This is a genomic window from Pyxidicoccus fallax, from assembly GCF_012933655.1.
Lineage (GTDB): Bacteria > Myxococcota > Myxococcia > Myxococcales > Myxococcaceae > Myxococcus > Myxococcus fallax.
In genome coordinates this window covers 1-23,288 of record NZ_JABBJJ010000004.1, presented here as the reverse complement: position 1 = coordinate 23,288, position 23,288 = coordinate 1, and the positions used below count along the sequence as shown (strand labels likewise).

Sequence of the window (23,288 nt, the reverse complement as noted above, 5' to 3'; positions counted from 1 at the left end):
TCTCTTATTGTCCGCTGCAGCTCGCAAGCATCTGGTCCCTCTCCGCGGCTGACGCATTCCTGAACCCTGGCGTATCGGTGCATGCACTGAGCGGACGCTTTCCGAAGAATTCCTTCACGAGGAAACCCTGCGCGTGGGTGATGGCCTGGGCGATGGCCGCCGTGACATTCCTGTAGTCCGGTGGCTCATCCCACTCGCCCGAGACCTTGACGGTGACGGACGCGTCCATCTCCGGGTAGGCACGCCACCGGACCGCGTTTGTCTTCAGGTCAATCATCTCTCCCTTGCTCATGCAGATGGCCACGGGTGCGCCCAGGGGGATGAAGGCGTAGTACGAGCGGAGGGTTCCGCACTGATAGACTGAGAGCAGGATGAGCGTGTCGATGTCTCCGCTGGCGCCCAGGGACCGCAGGTCCCGCTCCGCGAACTCCCCGGACGACTCGGACTTGAACGCCGGCAACGAGGCAAGGTCCACCGGCAGGGGAAGCCGCCGTGCGCTGAAGCCCCACGCATTGAGTTTCTCCACGTACTCGTCGGCCACGGTATGGAAGCGGCTGGCATCCAGGGTCTGGAGATGCGCTCCCAGGCCTTCGCTCATCGCACTGTTGATGGCCTCGTCGAGAAGCCCCTGGCTTCCGCCGCGGTAGGCCTGGAGTGGAGGGATGACCACGGTAGCGACGCCAATCCGCTGCTGGGTCTCCTTCCAGAAGTCGGGCTTGAGTGACAGACGCGAGGGGGCACATCCGGCTCCGCACAGGAGGAGCACTGAGATTGCCAGCCCACGAAAGGTAGAAGTGTTCATGGAATTGTATCTCCAGGGTTCGCCAGAGGGCGCCGGCTACAGGGGAAGAGTGAGTTGGACCGAGTACTCCTGGTCGGCGGAAACCAGGGGCTCGACACGCCAGTCGTTCTCCCCGGCGCCGACCGCGAGCCCGATGAGCGCGCCCAGCAACGTGCCCCCGCCGATGACCGCGGCCGAGACAGCGGTGGCGCGGTCGTCGCGAAAGACGTCTGAGTTGTCGACGTGGACCCGCAGGACGATGAGGCCGGAGACCAGCAACCCGGTCCCCGCGCCGGCCAGGGCCAGGGTTCCCGCCCGCGACCCCTCCTTGCGATAGAGGGTCTTGATGTCTTCCCGGAGGACGTCGAGCTGCTTTCCATCAGCCGTGCTGCCGGTGAGCCGGGCCGCGCTCAGGGAGCCGTCACGCCCCTCGATGCGCTCTCCATCCTTGCGCAGGAGCAGGAACTCGCCGAGTTCCCGTGAGTCGTCCGGAGCAGACGCGGCGTTGCGAGTAGGAGCCTGGGCCTGGCGACTGCCCACCGCATTCAGCGTCCTGCTCGGGCCGCAGCCCGTCCACATGCAACCCAAGGCCAGCCACACCCACCAACCCCCACGCGCGACAGGCGCGCGCGGCAGGCCCGGGTCCTCCCCATCCTCCGTCGTCATGGCAACTCCCCCCCTGAAAGGTCCTTCAGTGGGCCTGAATCCCCCCGCCCACACAGTCAGGAGCCCGCGACGTGAAAAATGATGCAGAGAAAGTTCGCGGACTCCGCTCCACCGCGCGCATGACTGCGCAACCGCGAGGTCCGGATCCACCCGTTCTCCCGGTGGGTCCGACTGGGGCGCAGGCGGGTGACTACGACACCGGGATGAAGGAGCTGGTGCTCGCGATTGATGCCGAGCTGGCCGCGCGGCTCAAGGCCGAGGCCGACGCGCTCCAGCGCGACAAGGACCTCATCGCCAGGGCGCACGCCGGGATTGTGTCGCTCGAGAGCCGGATGAAGCAGTCCCGGTACGTGCCGCCGAGCGTCCGAGAGGCGCATGCGTGCGCCGTGTCCGCGGCAACGAGCGCCCAGAGCGCATTCGGAGAGACGGATGCGCGCAAGGCCTTCGACCTGGCGGAACGCGCCGTTACCGGAGGGAGACGCTTCGAAGCCTCAAGGCCCGTTGAACCTCGTGATGAAGGCGTCGGTGTCGCCACCGTAGCCGTACACGTTCGTCGGGAAGTTGTTCGAGGAGGTCGTGCCCGTGACGTAGACCTTCAGCGAAGCATCCAGCGCGATCAGCCCCCGTATCCAGGCTGCTCCCGCCGAGGTAGGTCGAGTACCAGAACGCGTTGCCCGAGGGGCTCACCTGAGTCATGAAGGCATCCGTGCCGCCCCAGTACGTGGGTTGGAACGCGGCTCCCAGATAGCTGGCATAGGCGAGCCCTCCGGACGCAGAACCCCACGCGGTGCCTTGGGAGTCTCCACCGAGGCACCGGGGCGGTTGCCGCGACAGCCCTCGTCAATGTGTCGCACAACGAGGGTCTGGGTCCTGCCTGGCCGCCAGGATGCACCGCGTTCGGCTCGAGGCGCGGCGTGCGGGCCCGTCGCCTGGGCGCGCTTCAGCGGTGGGTGGCGCGCGTCTTGTCGGTGCTCGCGCGGCGTGCCCGAACGGGGGCCGCGGGCGCATCCGTCTCGGTGTCGGGCAGCGAGTTGAGCTCCACGTGGTATGCCTCCCGGTAGTCGGCGGCCCAGAAGAGGGTGGCGAAGACGGGGAAGACGAACAGTCCCCCGACGATGCCGCCTGCGGTGCGCGCCCCGTTCCACTGGTCGCGCCGGATGGTGACGTACTCCGGAGCGTAGCCCTCCAGCTCCAGCGTGAAGCTCTCGGTGTGGTTGACCGTGGCCGAGTCTCTGTATTCGTACGGCGTCCGGCCAAGCACTTCGCCCGAGTGCGACCGGACCAGGGCGCCACTGGGACTGGAGCGAATCACCGTCGAGCTGGCGCAGCCAGTGGACAGGAGGACGACGAAAACGGAGACGATAGAGCGCTGCATGGGATGGACCTTCCAGGTGAAAGGGGTCGCGCTCTCGGTGCAGCCCTTGGACCAGTCCTCACCGCCCGTGTTCTGGCCCACTTGCGCGGGCCGGGGCATCCACGCACGGAGCCACCTGTCCCGGATCGTGGATTCCGGTCCCGGAGCGGCCGTGGCCGGGGAGCGTCCAGGGGTCATCAGCGGTTCACAACCCTCCCCGAAAGCAGCCTCGGTGCGCCTACCTGGAAGGCTTCTCCCTGCATGCCAATACGCACCTCCCTGCCACGGCGAGGGCGCGCCTGGCCCCTGCCCCGCCCCGCCTGGCAAGGCCGCTGGGCCAGGCGGGCGTGTGTCTGCTGGAGCTGAATCGCTTCTGCCCGAGCCCGCCGTACGGCTCATGGGCTCCCCGTCAGCGTCCCTCTCCTCCCCTCACTTCAGGAGCGCGTCTCGAAGCTCCGAGACCTTCGCTGAGTGGTGGGTGCCTGCCGCGCTCCTCCTGGGAGGGCGGCCAGGGCCGATGGTCAGGTGCCCCCGTCTGCGGGGGCCGGCGGGTCCCCGGGCAGGGTGAAGGCGCCCTCCTCCACCCAGGCGCTCTGCTCCATCACCTTCTGGTCTCCTTTCACGGAAACGTGCTCGCGCCCAGGTCGACCGCCGTGCACAACGCGTCGAGTCTCTCGATGGCGACGGTGGAGCACGGGCGCGTGCACAGTTGCGCGGTGAACCACATGACTCCTCCTTCTCCGTCTTCCGTCCTTCACGCGCAGTGGGTTCTGTTGCGGTGCTCGCCCTGCAACGGTGGAGAGCACGGCGGCAGGGTCCGCGCGATGGGCAGGTCGGTGCACCAGCTCGCCCCTCAAACAGGCCCCCATTCCGGCTGGGTCGGAGACTTCGATGATCGGCATCTTCAAAGATAGCGTCGGCCGGCTCCGCAATGGCTGGTGGCTCCTCGTCTTCTACCTCACCCTCGGTGCCTTGGTCGTACCGGCGACCCTTTACGCTTCCTCATCGGGAAGCTCCGTCAGCCCAGCCCTCCAGGCGTTATTGGCAGTCATCGCCACCTGGATTTGTCTGTCCTTCAGGCGCGAGCGTCTTTCCTCCGTGGTCGGGACCGCGGCCAGCTGGAAGAGGGACGTCCCGCTGGGGCTCGCGCTCGGCGCGTTGATCTGGGCGTTGGCGGCGGGAACGGTTTGGCTGATCGGCGCCGTCGAATGGGAGTGGGGCCAGAGCAATGCCCGAGCCGTCATCGACGCCCTTATCGACTGTGTTGCAGTGGCCGTGGTCGAAGAGCTCCTGTTTCGCGGCTTCGTCTTCCAGCGCCTCATCGACGGTTTGGGTGCATGGGCCGCTCAGATCCTGATGGCGCTCTACTTCGTGCTCACGCACTCGACCGGAATCAGCACCGCCGGGGAATTGCAGGTGCTCGCCATGACGAACATCTTCGCCGCCAGTCTTCTATTCGGAACCGCATACCTGCGGACGCGCTCACTCGCCCTGCCGATCGCGCTGCATTTCGCGCTCAACTTCGTGCAGGGCCCGCTTCTGGGCTTCGGTGTGAGCGGAAATCAGGCCCAAGGCGTGTGGATGCCCGTCCTGGCGAATGGCTCCGAGTGGTGGACGGGGGGTGCATTCGGCTTGGAGGCGAGCATTCCGGGTACGGCCGCCATCATTCTGGCACTTGCCACGGCGCTGATGTGGCGCCGACGTGCGGCCCCAGCGGCGTGAGCACGGCAATGCGGAGCTGGTTGCGACCCCACGACCGATGGCCCGGACGGGCCGGCGAGTGGCTCAGACACGCTCGAAGATGAGTACGTACTGGTGCGGGAGCTCCCGCTCACCGACCTTCCGGTAACCGGCGGCGGCCAGCTCCTCGATGACCTGCTCCGGCGCGAGCTTGTGCTCCTTGCGCGGCCCCAGGGGCGAGTCGACCTTGAAGTCCACCACGATGACCCGGCCCCCGGCGCGCAGCGAGCCCGCCAGCGCGCGGAAGTACGCCGGGCGCTCCTCGATGTGATGGTAGGTGTCGACCAGGAGGATGCGGTCCACCGGCTCCGGAAGCTTCGCGTCTCCGGGCTCGCCCAGCACCGCATGGATGTGGGTCAGGCCCTCCCTCCTCGCGCGCTCGTCGAGGTAGCGGACCATGTCCGGCTCGATGTCCACGCCGTACACCTTCACGTCGGGATGGGCCCGGGCGATGCGCACCGGGAAGTAGCCCGTCGCCGCGCCGATGTCCGCCACCCTGCTCCCAGGGGGGATGTCCATCGCGGAGATGACCACGTCGGGCTTCTGCCACGCGTCGCGCTCCGGGTCCTCGAAGCGCGCCGCCCACTGCTCGGCGTCCTCGAAGCGGTGCGCCGCGGGGCCGCCGTGATGATGGCCCTTCGGGGGATGCCCCTGCTCCGGCGGAGGCGGGGCCGCCGTCCGTGAGGCACAGCCGGAGACGACGAGCGCCAGGGACACGAGGAGGATTCGCGTGAATTCAGCGGCAGGGGGCATGCCCCCGAGCCTACGCCGACCCGTGACAACGGTGCGCGAAACCGATGCGGCGGCGTGTGGTCCTGGCGGCCCCCTACCGGAGCGTCCCGGGCGGCGGGTAGAGTGGGCCGGGTCCTCACTTCTCCAGGCCCACCTCTTGAGCACCCTCCTCTCCCCCGCCGTCCGCACGAACCTCGGCAAGCGCGCCGGAGTCACGGCCGGCCTGCTCGGCGTGCTGTGTGTCTTCGCCGAGTTCTGCTTCCTCTTCCCGCACCTGCTGGTGACGAATGACGCCCGGGGCTTCTACGCCGACCACCTCGGCGTGTTCCGGGCCCTCCTCCAGGCGTCCATCATCGCCACCTTCGCGCTGGGCATGGTGAGCGTGCTGGCGCTGCGCTCCAAGGCGCACGGGGGCATCGCCATGGGACTGGCGCTGGTGGCGCTGCTGCTGGGCGGCGCGGAGGCGGAGCCCCTGACGCACCAGGCGCGGGCCATCAGCGCCGGGCTGGACTACTTCATCCTGGAGCTGCTGGTGCTGGGGCTGCTCTTCGTCCCCATGGAGCGGCTGTGGGCGCAGCGCGAGCAGCCCATCTTCCGCCTGGGCTGGCAGACGGACCTCAAGCACCTCTTCGTCAGCCACATGGGCGTGCAGCTCATCTCCTTCGCCACGCTGATTCCGGCGCAGGTGTTCTTCGCCTGGGCGGTGAAGCTGGACTTCCAGGCGGCGGTGGCCGCGCAGCCACTGTGGCTCCAGTTCTTCGAAGTCCTCTTCGTGGTGGACCTGGTGAGCTACTGGCTGCACCGCGCCTTCCACACCATCCCCTGGATGTGGAAATTCCACGCCATCCATCACTCCAGCCAGCACATGGACTGGCTGGCCAGCTCGCGCTCGCACCTGGTGGACGTGCTGCTCAACCGCACGCTGGCCTTCGTGCCCGTCTTCATCCTCGGCTTCGCGCCGCCGGCCATCTACGCGTACCTCGTCTTCGTGTCCTTCCACGCCGTCTACATCCACGCCAACGTCAACCACCGCTGGCCGGTGCTGCGCTGGGTGTTCGCCACGCCCGAGTTCCACCACTGGCACCACACGTCCGACGAGGAGGGCATCGACAAGAACTTCGCCGTCTTCCTCTCCTTCATCGACTGGATGTTCGGCACCGCCCACCTGCCGGACCACTGGCCGTCGAAGTACGGCACCACGAAGTTCCAGCCGCCAGAGACGTACCTCGGCCAGCTCGCCTACCCCTTCCAGAAGCACGAGGAAGAGACCCCGTACGGGTAGCCCCGCCCAGCTCGGCTGGAATGTCCCTCCAGGGAAGCTTGATGTACCCAGGTGGTCGGGAAGGTGTGGCTGGCGAAAAGCCTGCGCGCGTACGCCCGGCACGTCTACAACGTGCCGCCGGAGCTGGCGGGCGACACGTCCTCCTCCAGCCGCATGCCGACAGTCCCGGCGAGCCTCAACTGCTTCGCTTCGCCCTCGCCGCCTTCTTCACCACGCTTCTCTCCTTCGCGGCCTTCTTCACCACGCTCCTCGCCTTCGCGGTCTTCTTCACCACGCTTCTCTCCTTCGCGGTCTTCTTCACTCCGGCCTTGCGCGCGGCCTTCTTCGCTCCCGTGCTCCCGGTCTTCGGGGTCTGCTTGATCGCCTTGGCCACGGCTTGCTGCGCGCGGGGCGCCCGAGGTTCGGCGGGTAGGCCCGGGCCCATGTCATAGGCGGTCGTCCGCCACGTCATGCGATTGCGAAGGTGCTCACCCCACGCCGGGTGCGTCAGTTGGATGTCCAGAAAGGAGCCGGACCGCTTCACCTTCGCCACGAACGCCTGCGCGTTCGCGTTCACCCACGCGTCAGTGAAGCCATTGTGCGCCCGCACCTCCCGCGCGAGCGCCGAGTCCTCCAGGTGGCGGTACTTGCTGAACTCGGGGTCCTTCGACTTCTCGATGGGGTCGTACATCAACATCAACGCGAACACGGCGTGAGGCGCGGGCCGCTCGGCGTCGGGGTGCACGCGGGTCACCGACAGGCGGACTGCCTTGGGCTTCACTGAGAGGACACGGACGGAGAAGAGATCAGACATCCCACGATGATACCGCCTCGGCGCGCCGGCGCGGTCACCCAGTGCGTCATCGTGGGCGCCGCATCTGCTCTGAAGTCATGGCGCCGAGCGGGCGCGTCCTGCTGAGTCTCGACAGGCTCGTCCTCGACGAGACTGTGCTCGGCGACGTGCCGCTTCCGGAGCGGATTGCCTTTCGGCTCGTTGGCTGGAGACCCTGAAGACCTCCAGCCCGTAACCGAATGATTCAGACGACTTGGGTGGTCGGGGAGTCAGGAACTGAACCTGCGCCTCCTTGGTCCCGAATCACCTGATGTTTCATGGCTTCATCATCGTCCGCTCGTTGCGCCCGCTGAGCGTGTGCTTCATGGGCTTGAAGCTACTGACGTAGACGTCCACCTGCCCGCAGCGCTCGCGCGCCTCCAGCTCCTCTGCTGGAGCTCAATCGCTTCTGCCCGAGCCCACCGTAAAGGGTTGGTAGGCCAGGGCCGGGCTCTCCTCCTCCAAGCCCTGGCTCCGCCCCCGCCCAAGCTCAGATGGGTGAGCCGGGCTCCTCGAGTCGGAGCTGCTGGTTGTTGAAGGCCGTCAACAGCTTGCGCACCAGCTCCATGTACTGAGACGCGCTCATCTGCCCACGAAGCGTCCGCAGCTCATGAATCTGTGCGCGGCCCCAGCTTCCGGCGGAGAGGCGGTCCTCCACCAGCCGATGGGCCTTCTCGTAGGCGGCCATGTTCTCGGGAGTGGGCGGCGGTGGAGCCTGCTCCTTCTCCGGGAGCCGGTCGTCATCGGCGGAGGCCACCGCCGTGCTCAGCTCCTCCCGCAGCATCTGGCGCAGCTCCACCCGCAGCCCCGACAGGTCCATGCCCACCCTGGCCTGGGGAGCGGGAACCCCGGAGACACTCGCCGCTGACGCCTCCAGTCTGCGCGCCAGCGCCTCCATCCGCGCGTCCTGCTGGTCGAGCCGCCTCATCAGCTCCTCGGCGGGTGGGCTCGGAGTGAAGGTATGGGCGAGGCCGAAGCCCGCCAGCGCCGTCAGGAACGGGATGCCAATGCGAGACACTGTCGATGGGATGCGCATGAGAACCTCTCGGTCGGGGAAGGCGTGCCACCAGCGAGCCTCCGCCGCGCCTCCCCGCGACAGGCGGGAGGCGCGACAGGCCGGTGAGGACTACGGGGCCTTCAGCTCCAGATAGGACGTCGCGCGCACCTCGACGAAGGTGCAGTTGTTGTTCGCATCCCAGGTCACATAGATATACCCGTCATCCGTGATGGTCCTCAGCGCCGCCAGGATGGAGGGATTGGACGCGACGCAGACCCCCATCTGCCCCGACGCGTTCCGGGCGGCGACGATTGCGTGCTCGACGACGCTGCTGCCCACGAACACGACTTCGACGAACGAGTTGACGTCGGAGGCGTTACGCGCCCCGCCCATGCTCGCGTAGAAGTTGCGATTCGTGGTGTCGAGGAGGACAGGGATGTTGTCCCGGTACCCGGCCCAGGCCGTGCCGCCAGCACCGAGGATCGCAAGAACGACTCCCAGGCCCATCATTCGCTTCACCATTGATACAACCTTTCGTGTGTGCGGCCCACACGGCCGTCAATCCATGAATGGCTTTGCTGCCCTCATGGTGACGCGCACCCTATGCACCCCGTCTGACGTGTATCTCCAGAGGTTACAAACCCATCCACCCTGTAACATGAATGGCTACAAAGGCTGTCATGCCGCAAGCCCTTCCAAGGTGTTCGCGGCGCTCCAACCCGGCGCCGAAGCTGACGCTTCACGCGCCTCCAGTGCGCCGGAGCGAAGCGCCTTCTCGACGACGTGCAGCCAGGGGGCATGATGTGCCCCTTACAAGAGCATCCGGTGTGCCCGAACGGCTCGCGGAGGAGCCGAGCGATTTCCCGGGACTTGCGCGCCGCCCCGCGCCGCCGGGTTGCGACCTGCACGAAGCGTCACGGGACGTCGTGCACGATGAAGGCCCGCGGGCCTCAGCCGAGGTAGGCGGCGCTGATGTTCTCGGCGCCCATGGCCTTCATGGCGACCAGCGGGTTCCAGAAGTCCACGTAGCGGGTGATCTTCCCGTCCCGCGTCTCCACGAGCGAGATGTACGTCTGGTTGTAGGGGCGGCCGGTCTCCAGCGCCTTGCCCTCGCTGGAGAACTCCGCCACGACCAGCGACGGGTCGGTCGTCTCGTGGAAGCGCAGCCCGGTGAAGCGGACCTGGAAGTGGCGGGGGAAGTTCTTCATGTACGCGTACAGCTCGCCCTTTCCGGTGACCTTCTTGGGGAAGCCCTCCGGGCCGTAGGGGAACTCCAGCACGCCGTCCTCGGCGAAGAGGTCCACCCACTCGGAGATACGGCCGCTCGACAGGTACTCGAGGTGGTTGGAGAAGGTCTGCTGGGCCTGCTTGCGGATCTGCTGCGTGGCGGTGTTGGCGGTGCTCATGGTGACGTCCTTTCAGGGTGCTTCCGAATTGAGAGTGGCTGACCACTCACAGTTGAGGTCCGAAAAACGGGCCGCCGTTCGCGACCCATGGAGAGTAATTAACCACTCACAGTTTCCATGTCAAGCGGGCAGGTTCATCAGCAGGGAGGAAGGCCGGGCTTGGGGGGTTCCGCGCGTGGACCGGGGGCGCCATCCGCTTGACGGTGCGGACAATGAGCGATTACTTACTCATATGCCTATCGCGTCCCGCAAGCTGTCCACCGCCGAGGAGCGCCGTAGCACCGTCCTCCGCACGGCCATCCAGGCCTTCGCGGCGCGGGGCTATTACGGCACGACGACCGTCGAGGTGGCGAAGGCCGCCGGCATCTCCCAGGCGTATCTGTACCGGCTGTTCCCCGACAAGGAGGAGCTCTTCGTCGCGGTCATCGACCACTGTGCGGCGCTCCTGCGCGACAACATGGTGGACGCCGTGGCGAAGGCCCGGAGCCGCGAGCCCGAGGCGGTCCTGGACGCGATGCGGACGGCCTACGCCCAGCTCATCGACAGCGACCGCGACCTGCTGCGCGTGCTGATGCACGCCAACTGCGCGGCCTCGGAGCCTCCCATCCGAGAGGCCATCCGTACCTGTTACGCGAAGCAGGTGGAGTACGTGCGCAGCGCATCGGGTGCCTCCGACGACCGCATCCGGAGCCTCGTCGCCGACGGACTCCTGACCAACGTGCTCGTCGCCGTGGGCGCCGATGAGGTCGACGCGCCCTGGACACGCACCCTGCTCGCGGGACGCCACCCCACCTGAGCTCCGGGGGCGCCGTGAGTCGGCGGCCCCGTGCGGCCGGTGCGGACGATTCGCTGACGGGGCGGGGACCTCGCGATGACGCCCGGCTCCAGGGGCCCCGCCGCCAGGAAGCGCCCCTGCTCCGGGAGGAAGGTCCCCGCGCGCAGCAAGGCGGGAGGCGGGCTGCGATAGGCCTCCGAGTCGTCGCCACCCTCGGTCCTGGGGGCGGGAGGCCGCCATTGCAGCAGTGGCAGCCCGAGCCGCGCGGCCTCGCGCCACGCGGACTCCAGCCTGGGAAGGCGGGCCGTCAGCGCCTGTCCTGGCGCGCTCTCGCGCAGCGCGGTGAACGCCGGGTCGGAGCGCCAGGCCAGCGCGAAGCGCGGCAGGTCGGCACGCAGCAGCGCATCCATCCGCCGGGCGGCCGTCTCGAAGTCCCCCGCCCTCGCCCCGGCGTGGGCCTCGCGCAGGAGTTGCTCAGCGTGCGCGGGCCCGTCCGACGGGGCCATACCGAGCGCGGCTGTGTCCAAGGACGGAGCAGCGGGAGACGGAGTCGCTGGGGGTGGAGTCCCGGTGGGCTGGCGCTGCTCAGAGTGACACGCACCCACCATCAGCGGCAGCGCCAGGGCCAGGAGCAGCGACAAGCGCGGGCGCCAGGCACCGGGCCAGGGCTGGCGCGGCGTGGAAGCCTGGAGGTGCTGTCCGGCGAAGGCGGGCATGGGGCGCATCGGGGCCCTGAGCGTCAGGGCTCCACGCCGTGGGTGCGCAGCCACGCGTCGGCGTGGCGCAGCTCGCGCTGGATGAGCGGCAACGTGGACGTGGACAGGCCCTGCTTCGCCTCCTTCACCAGGGCGATGGCGCGGGGCGTGGCCTTGCCGGGGGCCAGCCCGTAGGCCTCGATGACGTCATAGACGGACACCACGTAGGGGCTGGCGAGCTGGGCCATCAGCTTCGCCTCGCGCAGGAGCTGCGCCGGGTCTCCCGCCGCTCGCGCAGGCACTTGAGCGCGACACGCCGGTCCAGCCGCGCGTCGTGCGCCGCGTAGACCAGGCCCGTGCCTCAGGCATCCAGCGGCCCGTCGAGCTCGAAGGGCCCGACGCGGGTGCCTCGCGGCAGCACGGACAGGTTGCCCACCTCGCTCCCGCTCCGCGAGCCCGTGACTCCCGTGGACCGGGACATGCCCGCCTTCGCCAGCATGGACACCCACTCACGGCAGGCGGAGCAGGTGTCGATGTGCTCCTCCACGGCTCGGGCTTCTTCCGGTGTCAGGGCGTGGGCGGTGTAGGCGGCGATGTCGGCGTCGAGGCAGGCCAAAGACAGTTCCCCCGGGGAATTCCGCGCGAGGCTACTACAGCCGCCGAGGCGCACCCCAAGCCCCTGGACTCACAGGCGCGCGCTGACGCGACGCTGTACCGGCTCCCTCCCTACAGCTCCAGCCCATTGAGCGGCTGTAGCGGACTCCGCGCGCCAGCGCGCCACACACAACGTCCTCTTCGGCGGGATGACCGAATCGCGGCACGCGCTGCGCTCGGGGCTCGGCTACTACCGAGCGGGGATGTGCGAGACACCCTCTGTTCCGCCGGGAGGCCCGAACAGGTGTGTACCGGGGAATGAGCCGCGCACCTCGTGGTGCCCTGCCAGCGACGCTGTTACGCTCCTGGCCCCGCGATGGCATACACACCGTACGCAATTCCACCTGACCTCCTGCGACGGCTGCGGGAAGTCCAGGAAACCCGCCAGCAGCGCGACGATGTGACCGATGCCGAGTCGGCGTTCCTGCTCGACCCCGGCCTGGGCCCTGCTCTCTACCTGACGTCCGACGGCCGAGTGCTCGTCGACGGCCGGGGATGGGATGGAGACTCGGTCCGCGACGCAGACGAGGACCTGTCGGTCGCCGCCATCGTGTGCGGTGCGAAGAAAACGGGCATCCCGGAGCTGTTGACGCTGCTGCCCCCGAGTCCACCTGGCGCCGTCACATGCTCGCAGTGCTCGGGAAGCCGGTGGGCGCTCATCGGCAATGGTGTCAATACAGGCCGGCCCATTGAAATCGTGTGTCCCAGATGCTCTGGCCGCGGATGGACCGCGGGACCGCGCGCACATTCCTGATGCGTGGCGAGCCGAAGAAGATGGGGCCGGTCACCGTCGTGTCCTTCGAGGACACGTGCGGCAACCTCATCATGAGGGTCCAGGGCTGAGTTCACGCATCAGCTCACCGAGGGCTCCACGGTGCTCCGAGGGGCCAGACGCATGGGCTGTGCCCGTCCGTAGGTGAGCGAGCGCCACAGCCACTCGGCCGGGCCGAAGCGGAAGCGTGCCAGCCACCACTGGCTGAGGGGCACCTGGAGCGCGAAGAGTAAGCCCAGCTCCCCGAGAGTGGGCAGGGCGACCATTCAGTGGTCCTTCGCCGGATCCACGACCCCCGCGATGCGCAGGCGCTGCGCCCCCCCATGCGCTGTTGCCCAGCACGCCCACCGCTCCACCCCAGACGAGCATCCGGCGGTACGAGGCCCGGTGGCGCTCCACGTCCTGGAGCAACAGGTACCGCCCCGCGAGCAGGCCCAGCAGGAAGCGGCCCAGGGTGACGCCCATCCAGAGCAGCCGTTTGAGCTGGGGGAGGACGAACACGGCGTATTGCGCGTTCGCCGCCTGGGCCATCTGGAAGGAGCCACTGGAGAGTCCCTCCAGGAAGAGTGTCCGCGCCTGGGCCTCTGCCCAGCAGCACCAGCAGCCGCCGCGAGTACAGGGGGACGATGGGGACGCACCGGGCCTCGGCGCGCGTGAGCTGGATGGAGAAGCCCAGCCCGAAAAGGAAGAAGAAGAGGACGACGAACTTCTGGTTGACGAAGAAGTAGTAGAGCGCGGTGACGACGCTCTCGAGGGGAGGCGCCGACAGCGCCTGGATCTGCTCGCGTGGCAGGAGCGCGCGGCCGCTGAACCACGAGAAGCTGTTGGAGACGAAGACGCCGCACAGCGCGAAGCCGCGCAACACGTCCACGAGGAGTACTCGCTCGGTGACGTCCACCGGGCGGGCGTGGGCTCCGGAGGGCGGCGCGGGAGGAGTGGGCTCGGACATGCGTCCAGCAGATGCCCGAGGGACTCCTCCGTCAATCCGACCCTCCCCGTCGTACGGGGGGGGCGACCGTCCACCACACGACGGCCCTGTCGTTGCACTACGCGGGGGTCATGCGGAACTCTTCCCTGATGAACACCCGCGGCCCGCCTCGACGAGTTGCTGCCGCACCGATGGCGACCTGCGTCTGCGCTCGACTCGTCCTGAGGCGCAGCAGACGAGCGCGACGTGGGCCTCTATCAGGCGGGCGCGATTACCACACTGCCCACGAGCTCCGGTGTGCTCGCCGAACGCCGGCCATCGGTCGGCTACATGCAGGCATCGTCCGTCAGCTCCATGTAGTTCTGGATGGGGACCGGCACGCCGCCTCAGCTCGTAATTCCCGCCGTGCAGCCCTTGTGGGAGCCCTGGTCCTGGTACCACGTCGTGTCGCAGTAGGACATGACGTCCGTGCTCGGGTTGCCCGAAGGGTCCACGGTGGCGAGGAAGAACTCGATCTTGCCATCCACTCCGGCGCCTCCCGGACTGCGTGAACCTCGCCGACGTTCCTCGCGCATTCGTCTACAGCTCGTGCCAGATTTCCGCGCCATGGCACGCGCCCAGGCTTCAAAGAAGGTCGATGTCGCTGCGTTGATGAAGAAGGCGGACAGTCTGCTGGATGAGATGCCGCCGCAACTGGACCGGGCGATTCCCATCCTGCGCGAGGTGGTGGCGGCAGACCCCGAGCACCTGCTGGGGCTCCACTCCCTGAGCTGGGCCCTGGACCCGACGCGGCGCATGGAGCCCCATCGCTGGGAACGCGAGCTGAAGGCCGAGCACTGGGGGATTCGCGACCGGGTCCTGAAGCTGACCGAAGACACCCGGCCCGGCGGCGGGAAGCTGACGACCGCCCAAAAGGCGCGCTCGCTGGCCCTGAGCCAGTGGGCGGAGGACGTCGTCCGGCGCAAGCCCACCGCGGCCCAGCTCGAACAGGTGGAAGCCGCGCTGGACGAGGCCACGAGCCTGCGGCCACTCCCGGACCATGCTCGTGGGCGCCGAGGACTTGAGGCCTGGCGTGCGCTGGCGCGGGGCACACCTGAGCAGGGCTACCGCCAGTTGCTCTCCAGGGTGGAGGAGTTCCCCCGCATGCGCGCCCATGGCGTGACGGACGACGACGACCCGCTCAACTTCCAGGGCCTGGAGGGTGTCTTCTCCGATGAGGGGTTCCTGGCCTGGCTACGGAAGCAGAAGCCCGCGGCGCGCCCCAAGGGGAAGAAGGGCAAGGACCTGGATGAGGGGCTCCTGCTCGCGGCGGGGCTGGACGCGAAGCCGTTCTTCGGCCCCGGCTTCGAAGGAAACAGCCGCACGGGCCGGGTGCTGGCCCTGGTCGCGCTGGGAGCCGACTTGGAGGCGAAGGACTCGGACAAGCGCGGCGCGCTCCACCTCGCCGCGTTGGTGGATGACGCGGCACTGGTGACGGAGTTGCTCCGCCTGGGGCTCGCCCCAGACGGTGTGGATGCGAAGAAGTCCACGCCGCTGCACGCCGCCGCCGAGCACGGCAGCGTGTCCTGCATTGCCCCGTTGGCGAAAGGTGGCGTGCCCGTGGACGCGCTCGACACATCAGGGCGGACCGCGCTCTTCGACGCGCGCCGGGCCGACGTGGCCCGGGCGCTCATCGACGCGGGAGCGAACCCCAACGCGGGCAAGAGCTGGACGCCGCTGCATCAGCACGCGCGCTTCAAGGAGCGGGGCCCCGTCATCGAGGTCCTGCTCCAGGCGGGAGCGGACGTCACCCGCAAGGGCGGCGATGGCCAGACGCCCGTGCAGGAGGCCCTGGAGCACAAGAACGCGCACCTTGCCCAGCTCATGGGGGCGAAAGCGTCCTCGGGCGTGGCGGGTGCGCTCGACGTGCAGCCTCTGCTGGAGGCGCTGGCGCGTCAGCGCGAGGCGCTGCTCAAGGCCTGGTACTTCGAGGACAAGGATGTGGACGGCGTCGAACAGGTCCTGAAGGGGCTCGCGCTGCAAGGCGCTACGTCGTGGGACCAGCTCGCGGCCGCGCTCCAGGGGGAGTTTCCCTGGACGGTCATGGCGGTGGTGACACTCGTGCGCGATGTGCTGCCTGCCGAGGAGAAGACGCCGCGTCTCTCCAAGCTGCCGCGCTTCGTGCGCGGGAACCTCGTGGTGAAGGGCGACGTGAACCTGGATGGACCGCTGCTCGTGACAGGGGACCTCACGGTGGAAGGCGTGCTGCGCAACGCGGGCATGGAAGGGCTGCTCGCGGTGGGCGGAAGCGTCCGCGCCACCGGTGTGGACACGGACGGTGAGGTCATCGTGGGCAAGGACCTGGAAGCCCAGGTGGTGTGGGGCCATGGCAACGACGCCTCGCTCCGGGTCGGCGGCGTGGTGAAGGCGGACGTGGTCATCGCGGACGACCACGACGTGCAAGCCAAGGTGAAGGCGAAGCACTACTACAAGAATGGCGAGTTCGACGCCTCGGACGCGGCGCTCAAGAAGGTCTTCTGCTCGAAAGCCTTCGCCGCATCGGAACTGGCTAGAGACAAGCTGTTCAACGTGCTGCGCAAGGGCGGGTCCGCCCTGGCCTGAGCGAGCCCACGCCGCGTCACGCCTTCGGCAGGTGGGCCACCGCCCGGTTGGCGGAGGCCCTCCGCAAGCAGGCACCTTCGGCGCGAGCGCGTCCTCCAGTGGGCTGACGGCCACGCGAATGTGGCCCAGGTGCAGCTGAACAAATGGATGAGCCACGTCCAACGGCTGGCCGGGCTGAAGGGTGGTCGGGGAGACAGGATTTGAACCCGTGGACACGGGGTGCCCTAAACACGCGACGGCGCACGCCTTTCGCTAAATCGTGAGTGAATCCGGGCACTTCGAGTCCACGGGGCAGTTCCCGCCAGTCCCGCCTGTCGCCTGGAGTCCCCTCCCGTTTTGGAGGCATTCTGGAGACAAAATCAGGGGAGCCGGTGCTCCAGGGAGGTTTGTGGAGCCCATCGGCAGCGCGTGCCCTGACGAGGTGTGACCGCAGCATCACCGAGCGCTCCCCCTATAATTCGGCCCTGCTCGGCCCCTCCGTCCCCGCTCTCTCCCACCACAGGGTTCCCGTCCCTCCTATACTCCAAACTCCAGGTCCGCTGTCTTCACCCCAAGTTCTCATCGACCGTCTGCTCACCCCATGATCCTCCCCGTACGCGTTCGTGACCGCGACTTACGACCACATAAATCAGCGGTCGCGCCGATCCTCGACGCGCGGACCGTACTGACCAAGAGCCCGTGGGACTTTGTATCGCTGTGGCTTAAGACCAACAGTACTAAGCCAGCCCAGTTGTACTGGGAGCAAGCGCGACGATTCGCATCAGCCTCCACTGAGATGCCGGTGCAGTCCGCACCGTTGCTCCACTATTACTCATTCATGAACGCCGCCAAAGCTTTGCTGGAATCCAAGGGCTTAGCGTTCAAGGAGCATCATGGTGTCAGGTCGCACAACATGCGTAGTGCGTCTGCGGTCATTGACCTCACCAACGAAGGGGTGCGCATTGAAAAGCATGGCATCTTGCCTGCTCTCGCCACCTATCTTGGAGACACAGACCCACGAAACTCGTACAGCCTTCAGGAGATCCTCTTCAATCTTTCATTCGTGCATCGCACGTACTGCCTCACCTACAAGACGCAGGAAGATCTGTTCTACGCTGTCACCGAGCCTGCGTACAAGTTCGACACGAACACCAGCGAGGCGTACCTCTCGGCCTATATCTCCAGGGATTTTGCGCACCAGAAGTACATGAAGGCGCTCCCCGCATCGTTTGTGGCAGACCCGGGCGGGAACGATCCTCGGGCCATCCGGTCCACAGCAACGGCACGAATATCACAGGCGGAGATCACCTCATCCGCCGACATGGCAAGCTTGAATGCGCTGCACAGGACGCTCCGGCGTGATCTTCACTATATCGCGGGAGCGCAGACGCTCTGGTACGTAAAGGCGGCGAACGTTCCCGGCCCAGCGCGCATTGATCGGTCACCGATAACGTTAACGCTAGCGGGCATGCACCGGTTGAGCGAAATCTGTCGGTACCGTCCGGTGGAACTCGATGCGTTTCTCTCGGGCTCAGAAAATTGGCTATTGACCGAGTTTGTCTTGATGTCACCCGAGCAGTACCTGGACGCTATCGCGGCTGAGATTACGGGACATCAGTTCCTCCTACCCAACGTTCGAATTGCGACGTAAGCCGAGATCTTTGCCAATGAAAAATGTCTACATCGCGTGTGGCTTGACGCATGTTCCGCGCGAGGAGTTCAATGGGTACGCCGCACTCATACATGCCCTCGCGGCCACCTTGCACACGCGTGGCATCGCCCGAGTGCGCTACGCTCTGCGGGACAGCGACCCCCAACTGGCGCTGAGGCCGGCCAAAGACCGAGCACGGCTCTGCTACGAGTGGGACCGGGACATGGTACTTTGGGCTGACGTGCTTGTCGCGGATGTCACCTATCCGTCCATTGGTCTTGGCATTGAGTTACAGATCGCCGCTGCGCGCGCCACGCCCACGCTGCTTTGCTTCCGTCATGACGAACGCCACAGAGCTCGACCGGTCGAGTATCGGAACCCCGACGCGTCGCGCCATTCGCTCCAGATCGGCGAGGGGTACGTGTCACTTATGGCGCTCGGGCTACCAACTGTGCGCCAAGTCATTCCTTACACATCCTCGGACGAGGCGATCCAAAGTGTCTGTGCGGCGATGACAAACCCGATAGTTCTTTCAGGGGAATGAGGAGATGCTGAGCGTGCCGCCCAACACTACTCGGTCAGATGGTTCGAGCGAGGCCATGCCGTGCTGACGGAGCATGATGCCCGCCCAATTGCGCAAGCTCGACCGAAAACTGACCGACTACTTGCACTCAATGACGGTGAGAATGAGCTGCGCCGAGAGCCGTTGTGCCCTTGGCGACTACGTCACCGACCTGATGCTCAACGGAGAGCAACGCGCAGGCCTCGATGAAATGAAATGCGCGGTGCTGGTTGCGGTCTGCCGCGTTACGGGTTCTTACAGAGCATTAAGATGGTTTATGCAAGCACTCGCCAGCAACAAGAGCAGGTCGAGTATCCTGGCTATGGCTAATCCATGTTTGTTCCCAAGCCTGTTCCCGGGCGCTTCTCTGGGCATACGAACGTGCGAGACGCCACTGGATTGAAATGGCTATGTATCTCACTGTACAGTCCTTTAACAGGAGACTCCCCTCCGATCTCCATAAGCATGTCAATAAGCTCAAACAGAGTCAAATCCAAATCGGAGGATGGCTCAAATGCAGTGAGTACGAATCTCGGCCGTGGCTTCTCGGGGTGGAATTCCGTCATCGTGATAACGAGTCTACCGAGCACGATGATCGGATAGATGCGGTGATCGAAGAATTCAACGGTATTATCGATTGATTCAAGGATCTCCTGCGCCGTCAGATGAGTCTCATATGCGAACAATGCATACCGAGATCCGAGACCGGGGCCTACGCTTTTAGTTGTGACCAGGGTTCTGAGCGCCGAACAAAGCTCTTTGCGCGTGAGCTTTGATTTCACCTCGATGCAAGCCACCACGGTATCTCGGAAGTAGATGCCGAAATCCCCAATCTCTTCGATGGGTGGGTGCCGTCGAGTATCCACGATGAGGATATCCTGCTCCGAACTTGCGCCGTGCCCTGGAACATAGAAGGCGCCGTGTCGAACTGCGAGGTGAGACGGGAGGGCACGCTCAAGAGTCTCTGCAAGGTAGAGTTCTCGCGAACGACCAATCGACGGAGCATGCCTGAAGAGATCTGAGACACGTTCGTACCGAGCCTTCAATTCATGCGCCCAAGAAGAATAGACTCTGAGCAACCCGGGGTCCGAATCAGCGTGGCCAGGGTGCTGCAGCGAGGTCCGAGACAGGGAAGGTTTTGACTTGGCCGGCATATATAGTCTCAGGGTGTTCGTCTAACAGTTCGACAAATCACGACTGCATCCGGGTGCTTCGAGTTCACGGACTTGTTCCCATGAGGCTCGCTTGCCCACCGCAACCCCTAGACTTGGAGATACTTTGGAATTCAGAGTTGCGCCATGTAATCCATCTACTTCTTCGTGAACCCCCAAGACCGATCTACTGGCAATTGGGGATTCATTCTCTCCCATTCGCTGCAATCATCGCCGAGAGTGCCCTCCATCCAATCCGTTACGTCATCAAGAGGGAATTGCGCTTCGCCCTGATGCCAATTTGGATCAATGGCGCTGAGACGAACGTGGTGTCCCCTGATCCTTGGGAGCCTTCCCTTGTAGACACAGAGCGTGCCGTTTCGCTCGATGCGAAGATAAACAACTGCGCTCTCATGATCTTTGATGAACTGCATGAACTCGGCTGTCCGCCCTCTTGAAATGCGCCCCCTGGCAGTTCCACAAGTGGGGCACGTGCTCGCTAGGTACTCACGTAGGGCAATTTGCAGAACATCGGTTGCCGTCCCAGAGAATTTCTTCGTGTATTTCTCTAAGCGTTCTTTGAGCGCGGTGTTGAGGCGGAAGGACACTGGTGTCGTAGAGCTTTCGGCCATCGAATATCTCCTGAAATACACCGTATATACCCTGCAATACGATAACCTCCGAGCCAGCGGATTGCAACAGCGCGAGTCGAACCCACTAGGAAGAAGAATGACTCGCCTGCTCTCCCCGAAGTGAGCTTGGCCCAGTTCCGTGGACACCCGAGATCTGATGGAAGGAGCACGGGATGTCCGCAACTGACGAGAAGCCGAAGAAGCCCCGCCGGCCGCGCCGGGAGTTCACCGCGGAGTTCAAGGCCGGAGCGGTGAAGCTGGTGCTGGAGGGGAAGTCCATTCCTCAAGTGGCCAAGGAGCTGGACCTGACGGAGTCGGCCCTGCGCCTGTGGGTGGAGCAGGTGAAGACGGACCGGGGTGAGGGCAAGCCCGGGGCCCTGACGACGGAGGAGCGCGAGGAACTCTCCCGGCTACGCAAGGAGAACCGCGAGCTGCGGCTGGAGCGGGAGATACTAAAAATGCGGCGGCCTTCTTCGCGAAGGAGATGAAGTGAAGTTCGCCTTCATCGACGCGAAGAAGGCCCACTTTCCAGTCGCCACGCTCTGCCGTCACCTGGGCGTCTCTCGCAGTGGCTACTACGCCTGGGTGAAGCGTCCGGAGGAGTCCGAACACACGAAGAGCGACCGGGCCCTCGGCGTCGAGGTACTGGCCGTGCACCAGGAGAGCCGGGGCACGTACGGCGCACCGCGGGTTCATGCGGAGCTGAAGGCGCGCGGCCGGCGGGTGGCCCGCAAGCGCGTGGCTCGGCTGATGCGCCAGGCTGGGCTGCGCGCTCGTGCCCGGCGTCGATTCGTGCGGACCACCGACTCGGCGCACAGCCATCCCGTGTCTGCGAATTCGCTGGAGAGGAACTTCCAACCCGGCCAGCCCGAGCGCGCCTGGGTGGGCGACATCACCTACGTCTGGACCGAGGAGGGCTGGTTGTACCTGGCCGTGCTCTTGGACCTCTTCAGCCGCAAGGTGGTGGGCTGGGCGATGGGCGAGAGAATCGACCGGCACCTGGTGCTCAGTGCGCTCGACATGGCGCTGCTCGACCACCCCGCTCCCGAGCTGCACCACTCGGATCGGGGCAGCCAATACGCCAGTGAGGACTACCGCCAATTGCTCAAGGAGCGAGGCATCGAGTGCAGCATGTCACGCAAGGGCAACTGCTGGGACAACGCCGTGGCGGAGAGCTTCTTCTCCACGCTGAAGCTGGAGCGGGTCTACCTCACCCGCTTCGAGACACGCGCGGCGGCGAAGGGGACCCTGTTCGAGTACATCGAGGTGTTCTACAACCGGAAGCGGCGCCACTCGGCCCTGGGCTACGTCAGCCCAGCGGAGTACGAGCGGATGGCCGCAACGAAAAGGCTGGCAGCGTAGTCAACCTGTCCACCGAATCGGGCCAAGCCCATCCGGACGATGACGACCTTGAGCATCCGCTCTCCGGTCGCACTCCTCTAGCGGGCCACCACTTCCTTGTAGTCCACCTGCCGCGCCTGGCCGTAAAGCCAGGCGGTCAGCCGCTGCCAGGGCCGCGCCGAATCCCGAGCGAGGACCTCGGGCTTGGGCACCGGCACATCTCGCTTCAGCCACCGGCCGGTTTTCGGCGAGCGGCAGCGCTGCGTGCGCGGGCGCGTCAGCACGGCGTCTGGGCGCATGGCGCCGACAAAGACGAGCCGTGGCGGCAAGCCGTCGAGCACGGTGCTGCACGAGTAGGCCTCATCCGCGGCGAGTTCCAGGGGGCCCTGGGGCAGCCAGCTGAGGACACGCTCCACCAACTCGCGGCCCAGCTGCGTCTTCTTCCGGTGCGCGAGGCCCTTCTTCTGGCACTCGGTCTGAGTGCGGTAGAGCCGGAAGAGGAGGGGCAGGGCCCAGGGGCGTGACGCGAAGGGGACGTGAACCAGCACCGCGAGCGTCACCCAGACGTGGCCGAAGCAGAAGACGTGCACGGCCCGGGTAGAGCGCACCGCATCCAGGTGGCTGCCCAGGCCGAAAACCTTGGGCCCTTTGTGGCAGCACAGGGTGTCATCGAGAACCAGCCGCAGCGGCCCCAGCGCCGCCAGCTTCCGCAGCAGCAGCCGGCCCACCTCATCCGCGCTCCAGCGGGCCTGGGAGAAGAAGCGATGGAAGGCCGCATGGTGCTGCACGCCCGCCACTCCCGCGGCCACCAGCGCCTCGGTGACCGCGTGCGTGCCGCCACAGCACACCCAGCCGGCGAACAGGACCACCAAGCGCAGGAATGAGGGCTCGGTGAATGCCGGGCGGACCAGCTGCAAGACGCGTAGCAGTGCATACCAATGAGAGGCGGCCATCGGGAGACCTCGAAGGTGCTGGAGGAGGCGTGTCTTGCCGGACACCTCTCTCAGCTGGCCTCGATGGCCGCTCTTCCCCTACCCTCGACTCTTCCTCCCCTCGCTCCCCTGGTCAGGCTACCCAGCCGAAAAGGGCGAAAGTCGAGTCAGAGCGATTTGTCGGTAACAAGACCCACGACAGTGACAGGCTCGGAGAAACCGCTCACGCCGCGACCGGACCTCAGTGCGAGCCGGTGGCCCCCGCGTCGTGCCCGCGCTCGGCGGCCAGCCGCTCCTCGGGGTCCGGCCGCTTGTCTCGCATGGTGACGAACTCCTCCGCGGCCGTGGGGTGGATGCCCACCGTCGAGTCGAAGTGGGCCTTGGTAGCGCCACACTTCACCGCCACCGCCAGGCCCTGGATGATTTCCGGCGCGTCCGCCCCCACCATGTGCACGCCCATCACCCGCTGCGTGGCTCGCTCCACCACCAGCTTCATCATGGTCCGCTCGTTGCGCCCGCTGAGCGTGTGCTTCATGGGCTTGAAGCTGCTGACGTAGACGTCCACCTGCCCGCAGCGCTCGCGCGCCTCCAGTTCCGTCAATCCCACGCACGACACCGGCGGCTGGCTGAAGACGGCGGATGGCACGTTGGTGTGGTCCATCTTCATGGGGTTGTCGTGGAAGAGCGTCTCCGCCACCGCGCGCCCCTCCGCGATGGCCACCGGGGTGAGGTTGATGCGGTCCGTGATGTCTCCCACCGCGTAGATGTTCTCCACCGACGTGCGGGACCACTCGTCCACCATCACCGCGCCCCGGGCGTCCAGCTTCACCCCCACCTCCTCCAGCC

At 66.2% G+C, this 23,288-nt stretch carries 22 protein-coding genes and 1 pseudogene; 8 read left to right on the top strand and 15 right to left on the bottom strand.

The features are described 5' to 3' along the window. Window positions 1-4: 4 nt before the first annotated feature. The 3 genes from HG543_RS01370 to HG543_RS01360 form a co-directional block, all read right to left on the bottom strand. Window positions 5-670, bottom strand: coding sequence for a hypothetical protein (locus HG543_RS01370; protein ID WP_169342794.1), 666 nt, complete (start codon window positions 668-670; stop codon window positions 5-7). Window positions 671-838: 168 nt separating this feature from the next. After that, window positions 839-1,447 carry a hypothetical protein gene (locus HG543_RS01365; protein WP_169342793.1) on the bottom strand — a complete coding sequence of 203 codons (609 nt, stop codon included), beginning with the start codon at window positions 1,445-1,447 and terminating at the stop codon, window positions 839-841. 940 nt (window positions 1,448-2,387) lie between these two features. Further along, a complete protein-coding gene (locus HG543_RS01360) occupies window positions 2,388-2,822 on the bottom strand; it encodes a peptidase associated/transthyretin-like domain-containing protein (RefSeq protein ID WP_246356676.1) in 435 nt (144 codons plus the stop codon). Window positions 2,823-3,692: 870 nt separating this feature from the next. Between HG543_RS01360 and HG543_RS01355 the strand changes: the two genes are divergently transcribed. Further along, window positions 3,693-4,523 carry a CPBP family intramembrane glutamic endopeptidase gene (locus HG543_RS01355; protein WP_169342792.1) on the top strand — a complete coding sequence of 277 codons (831 nt, stop codon included), beginning with the start codon at window positions 3,693-3,695 and terminating at the stop codon, window positions 4,521-4,523. 63 nt (window positions 4,524-4,586) lie between these two features. Here the strand turns inward: HG543_RS01355 and HG543_RS01350 are convergent, their stop codons facing one another. Then, complete coding sequence (locus tag HG543_RS01350; protein ID WP_169342791.1) at window positions 4,587-5,294, bottom strand: SAM-dependent methyltransferase; 708 nt, start codon at window positions 5,292-5,294, stop codon at window positions 4,587-4,589. A gap of 136 nt (window positions 5,295-5,430) precedes the next feature. Here HG543_RS01350 and HG543_RS01345 point away from each other — a divergent pair, with 136 nt between their 5' ends. After that, window positions 5,431-6,555 carry a sterol desaturase family protein gene (locus HG543_RS01345; RefSeq protein WP_246356675.1) on the top strand — a complete coding sequence of 375 codons (1,125 nt, stop codon included), beginning with the start codon at window positions 5,431-5,433 and terminating at the stop codon, window positions 6,553-6,555. A 175-nt stretch (window positions 6,556-6,730) separates the two neighbouring features. On the opposite strand, the gene HG543_RS01340 is transcribed toward HG543_RS01345, so the two are convergent. The 4 genes from HG543_RS01340 to HG543_RS01325 all read right to left on the bottom strand — a co-directional run bounded on the left by HG543_RS01340 (window position 6,731) and on the right by HG543_RS01325 (window position 9,769). Then, the gene (locus HG543_RS01340; protein ID WP_169342789.1) at window positions 6,731-7,348 is read right to left on the bottom strand and encodes a hypothetical protein; all 618 of its coding nucleotides are present in this window, start codon (window positions 7,346-7,348) and stop codon (window positions 6,731-6,733) included. A 508-nt stretch (window positions 7,349-7,856) separates the two neighbouring features. Further along, a complete protein-coding gene (locus HG543_RS01335) occupies window positions 7,857-8,402 on the bottom strand; it encodes a hypothetical protein (RefSeq protein ID WP_169342788.1) in 546 nt (181 codons plus the stop codon). A gap of 90 nt (window positions 8,403-8,492) precedes the next feature. Further along, window positions 8,493-8,885 (bottom strand): hypothetical protein, encoded by a 393-nt coding sequence (locus HG543_RS01330; RefSeq protein ID WP_169342787.1) that lies wholly within the window; start codon window positions 8,883-8,885, stop codon window positions 8,493-8,495. 428 nt (window positions 8,886-9,313) lie between these two features. Next, window positions 9,314-9,769, bottom strand: coding sequence for a nuclear transport factor 2 family protein (locus tag HG543_RS01325; protein ID WP_169342786.1), 456 nt, complete (start codon window positions 9,767-9,769; stop codon window positions 9,314-9,316). Window positions 9,770-10,001: 232 nt separating this feature from the next. On the opposite strand from HG543_RS01325, the gene HG543_RS01320 reads away from it, so the two are divergent. Continuing rightward, complete coding sequence (locus HG543_RS01320) at window positions 10,002-10,565, top strand: TetR/AcrR family transcriptional regulator (RefSeq protein WP_169342785.1); 564 nt, start codon at window positions 10,002-10,004, stop codon at window positions 10,563-10,565. A gap of 718 nt (window positions 10,566-11,283) precedes the next feature. Here the strand turns inward: HG543_RS01320 and HG543_RS01315 are convergent. Beyond that, a complete protein-coding gene (locus HG543_RS01315; protein ID WP_169342784.1) occupies window positions 11,284-11,541 on the bottom strand; it encodes a hypothetical protein in 258 nt (85 codons plus the stop codon). Between the two features lie 59 nt (window positions 11,542-11,600). Beyond that, the gene (locus HG543_RS01310) at window positions 11,601-11,855 is read right to left on the bottom strand and encodes a zf-HC2 domain-containing protein (protein WP_169342783.1); all 255 of its coding nucleotides are present in this window, start codon (window positions 11,853-11,855) and stop codon (window positions 11,601-11,603) included. Between the two features lie 737 nt (window positions 11,856-12,592). Here HG543_RS01310 and HG543_RS54370 point away from each other — a divergent pair. Continuing rightward, on the top strand, window positions 12,593-12,736 hold the full coding sequence (locus HG543_RS54370; protein ID WP_211193660.1) for a VOC family protein: 144 nt from the start codon (window positions 12,593-12,595) through the stop codon (window positions 12,734-12,736). Window positions 12,737-12,745: 9 nt separating this feature from the next. Here HG543_RS54370 and HG543_RS56730 read toward each other — a convergent pair whose 3' ends face one another. After that, window positions 12,746-12,931 carry a DUF418 domain-containing protein gene (locus HG543_RS56730; protein ID WP_253910447.1) on the bottom strand — a complete coding sequence of 62 codons (186 nt, stop codon included), beginning with the start codon at window positions 12,929-12,931 and terminating at the stop codon, window positions 12,746-12,748. A 1,048-nt stretch (window positions 12,932-13,979) separates the two neighbouring features. Then, window positions 13,980-14,120 (bottom strand): hypothetical protein, encoded by a 141-nt coding sequence (locus HG543_RS01295; RefSeq protein WP_246356674.1) that lies wholly within the window; start codon window positions 14,118-14,120, stop codon window positions 13,980-13,982. Window positions 14,121-14,199: 79 nt separating this feature from the next. Here HG543_RS01295 and HG543_RS01290 point away from each other — a divergent pair, with 79 nt between their 5' ends. From HG543_RS01290 to HG543_RS01280, 3 genes are all read left to right on the top strand, one after another. Next, window positions 14,200-16,194, top strand: coding sequence for an ankyrin repeat domain-containing protein (locus tag HG543_RS01290; RefSeq protein ID WP_169342782.1), 1,995 nt, complete (start codon window positions 14,200-14,202; stop codon window positions 16,192-16,194). Between the two features lie 580 nt (window positions 16,195-16,774). Next, window positions 16,775-17,824, top strand: a complete 1,050-nt coding sequence (locus tag HG543_RS01285) for a YaaC family protein (protein WP_169342781.1) — start codon at window positions 16,775-16,777, stop codon at window positions 17,822-17,824. A 16-nt stretch (window positions 17,825-17,840) separates the two neighbouring features. Next, entirely contained in the window at window positions 17,841-18,368 is a 528-nt protein-coding gene (locus tag HG543_RS01280) for a TIR domain-containing protein (RefSeq protein WP_169342780.1), read from the top strand. Window positions 18,369-18,712: 344 nt separating this feature from the next. On the opposite strand, the gene HG543_RS01275 is transcribed toward HG543_RS01280, so the two are convergent. Further along, window positions 18,713-19,540: a DUF6602 domain-containing protein gene (locus HG543_RS01275; protein WP_343073243.1), complete on the bottom strand. Its 828-nt coding sequence runs from the start codon at window positions 19,538-19,540 to the stop codon at window positions 18,713-18,715. Window positions 19,541-20,342: 802 nt separating this feature from the next. On the opposite strand from HG543_RS01275, the gene HG543_RS01270 reads away from it, so the two are divergent. After that, a protein-coding gene (locus tag HG543_RS01270; RefSeq protein WP_169342778.1) for an IS3 family transposase occupies window positions 20,343-21,531 on the top strand; the annotation gives its coding sequence in 2 pieces (ribosomal slippage) (window positions 20,343-20,626 and window positions 20,625-21,531; 1,191 coding nt in all). A gap of 80 nt (window positions 21,532-21,611) precedes the next feature. Here HG543_RS01270 and HG543_RS01265 read toward each other — a convergent pair. Next, a pseudogene (locus HG543_RS01265) lies at window positions 21,612-22,463 on the bottom strand (IS701 family transposase); the annotation flags it as partial. A 220-nt stretch (window positions 22,464-22,683) separates the two neighbouring features. After that, on the bottom strand, window positions 22,684-23,288 hold a 605-nt coding region (locus HG543_RS01260), incomplete at its 5' end, for an oxidoreductase dimerization domain-containing protein (protein ID WP_169342777.1).

What these genes read in the sequence shown, in the direction of transcription:
- HG543_RS01365 (WP_169342793.1), bottom strand. Translation starts at nt 1,447, where the DNA reads ATGACGACGGAGGATGGGGAGGACCCGGGCCTGCCGCGCGCGCCTGTC.
- HG543_RS01360 (WP_246356676.1), bottom strand. Translation starts at nt 2,822, where the DNA reads ATGCAGCGCTCTATCGTCTCCGTTTTCGTCGTCCTCCTGTCCACTGGC.
- HG543_RS01355 (WP_169342792.1), top strand. Translation starts at nt 3,693, where the DNA reads ATGATCGGCATCTTCAAAGATAGCGTCGGCCGGCTCCGCAATGGCTGG.
- HG543_RS01350 (WP_169342791.1), bottom strand. Translation starts at nt 5,294, where the DNA reads ATGCCCCCTGCCGCTGAATTCACGCGAATCCTCCTCGTGTCCCTGGCG.
- HG543_RS01340 (WP_169342789.1), bottom strand. Translation starts at nt 7,348, where the DNA reads ATGTCTGATCTCTTCTCCGTCCGTGTCCTCTCAGTGAAGCCCAAGGCA.
- HG543_RS01335 (WP_169342788.1), bottom strand. Translation starts at nt 8,402, where the DNA reads ATGCGCATCCCATCGACAGTGTCTCGCATTGGCATCCCGTTCCTGACG.
- HG543_RS01330 (WP_169342787.1), bottom strand. Translation starts at nt 8,885, where the DNA reads ATGGTGAAGCGAATGATGGGCCTGGGAGTCGTTCTTGCGATCCTCGGT.
- HG543_RS01325 (WP_169342786.1), bottom strand. Translation starts at nt 9,769, where the DNA reads ATGAGCACCGCCAACACCGCCACGCAGCAGATCCGCAAGCAGGCCCAG.
- HG543_RS01320 (WP_169342785.1), top strand. Translation starts at nt 10,002, where the DNA reads ATGCCTATCGCGTCCCGCAAGCTGTCCACCGCCGAGGAGCGCCGTAGC.
- HG543_RS56730 (WP_253910447.1), bottom strand. Translation starts at nt 12,931, where the DNA reads ATGGTCGCCCTGCCCACTCTCGGGGAGCTGGGCTTACTCTTCGCGCTC.
- HG543_RS01290 (WP_169342782.1), top strand. Translation starts at nt 14,200, where the DNA reads ATGGCACGCGCCCAGGCTTCAAAGAAGGTCGATGTCGCTGCGTTGATG.
- HG543_RS01285 (WP_169342781.1), top strand. Translation starts at nt 16,775, where the DNA reads ATGATCCTCCCCGTACGCGTTCGTGACCGCGACTTACGACCACATAAA.
- HG543_RS01280 (WP_169342780.1), top strand. Translation starts at nt 17,841, where the DNA reads ATGAAAAATGTCTACATCGCGTGTGGCTTGACGCATGTTCCGCGCGAG.
- HG543_RS01275 (WP_343073243.1), bottom strand. Translation starts at nt 19,540, where the DNA reads ATGCCGGCCAAGTCAAAACCTTCCCTGTCTCGGACCTCGCTGCAGCAC.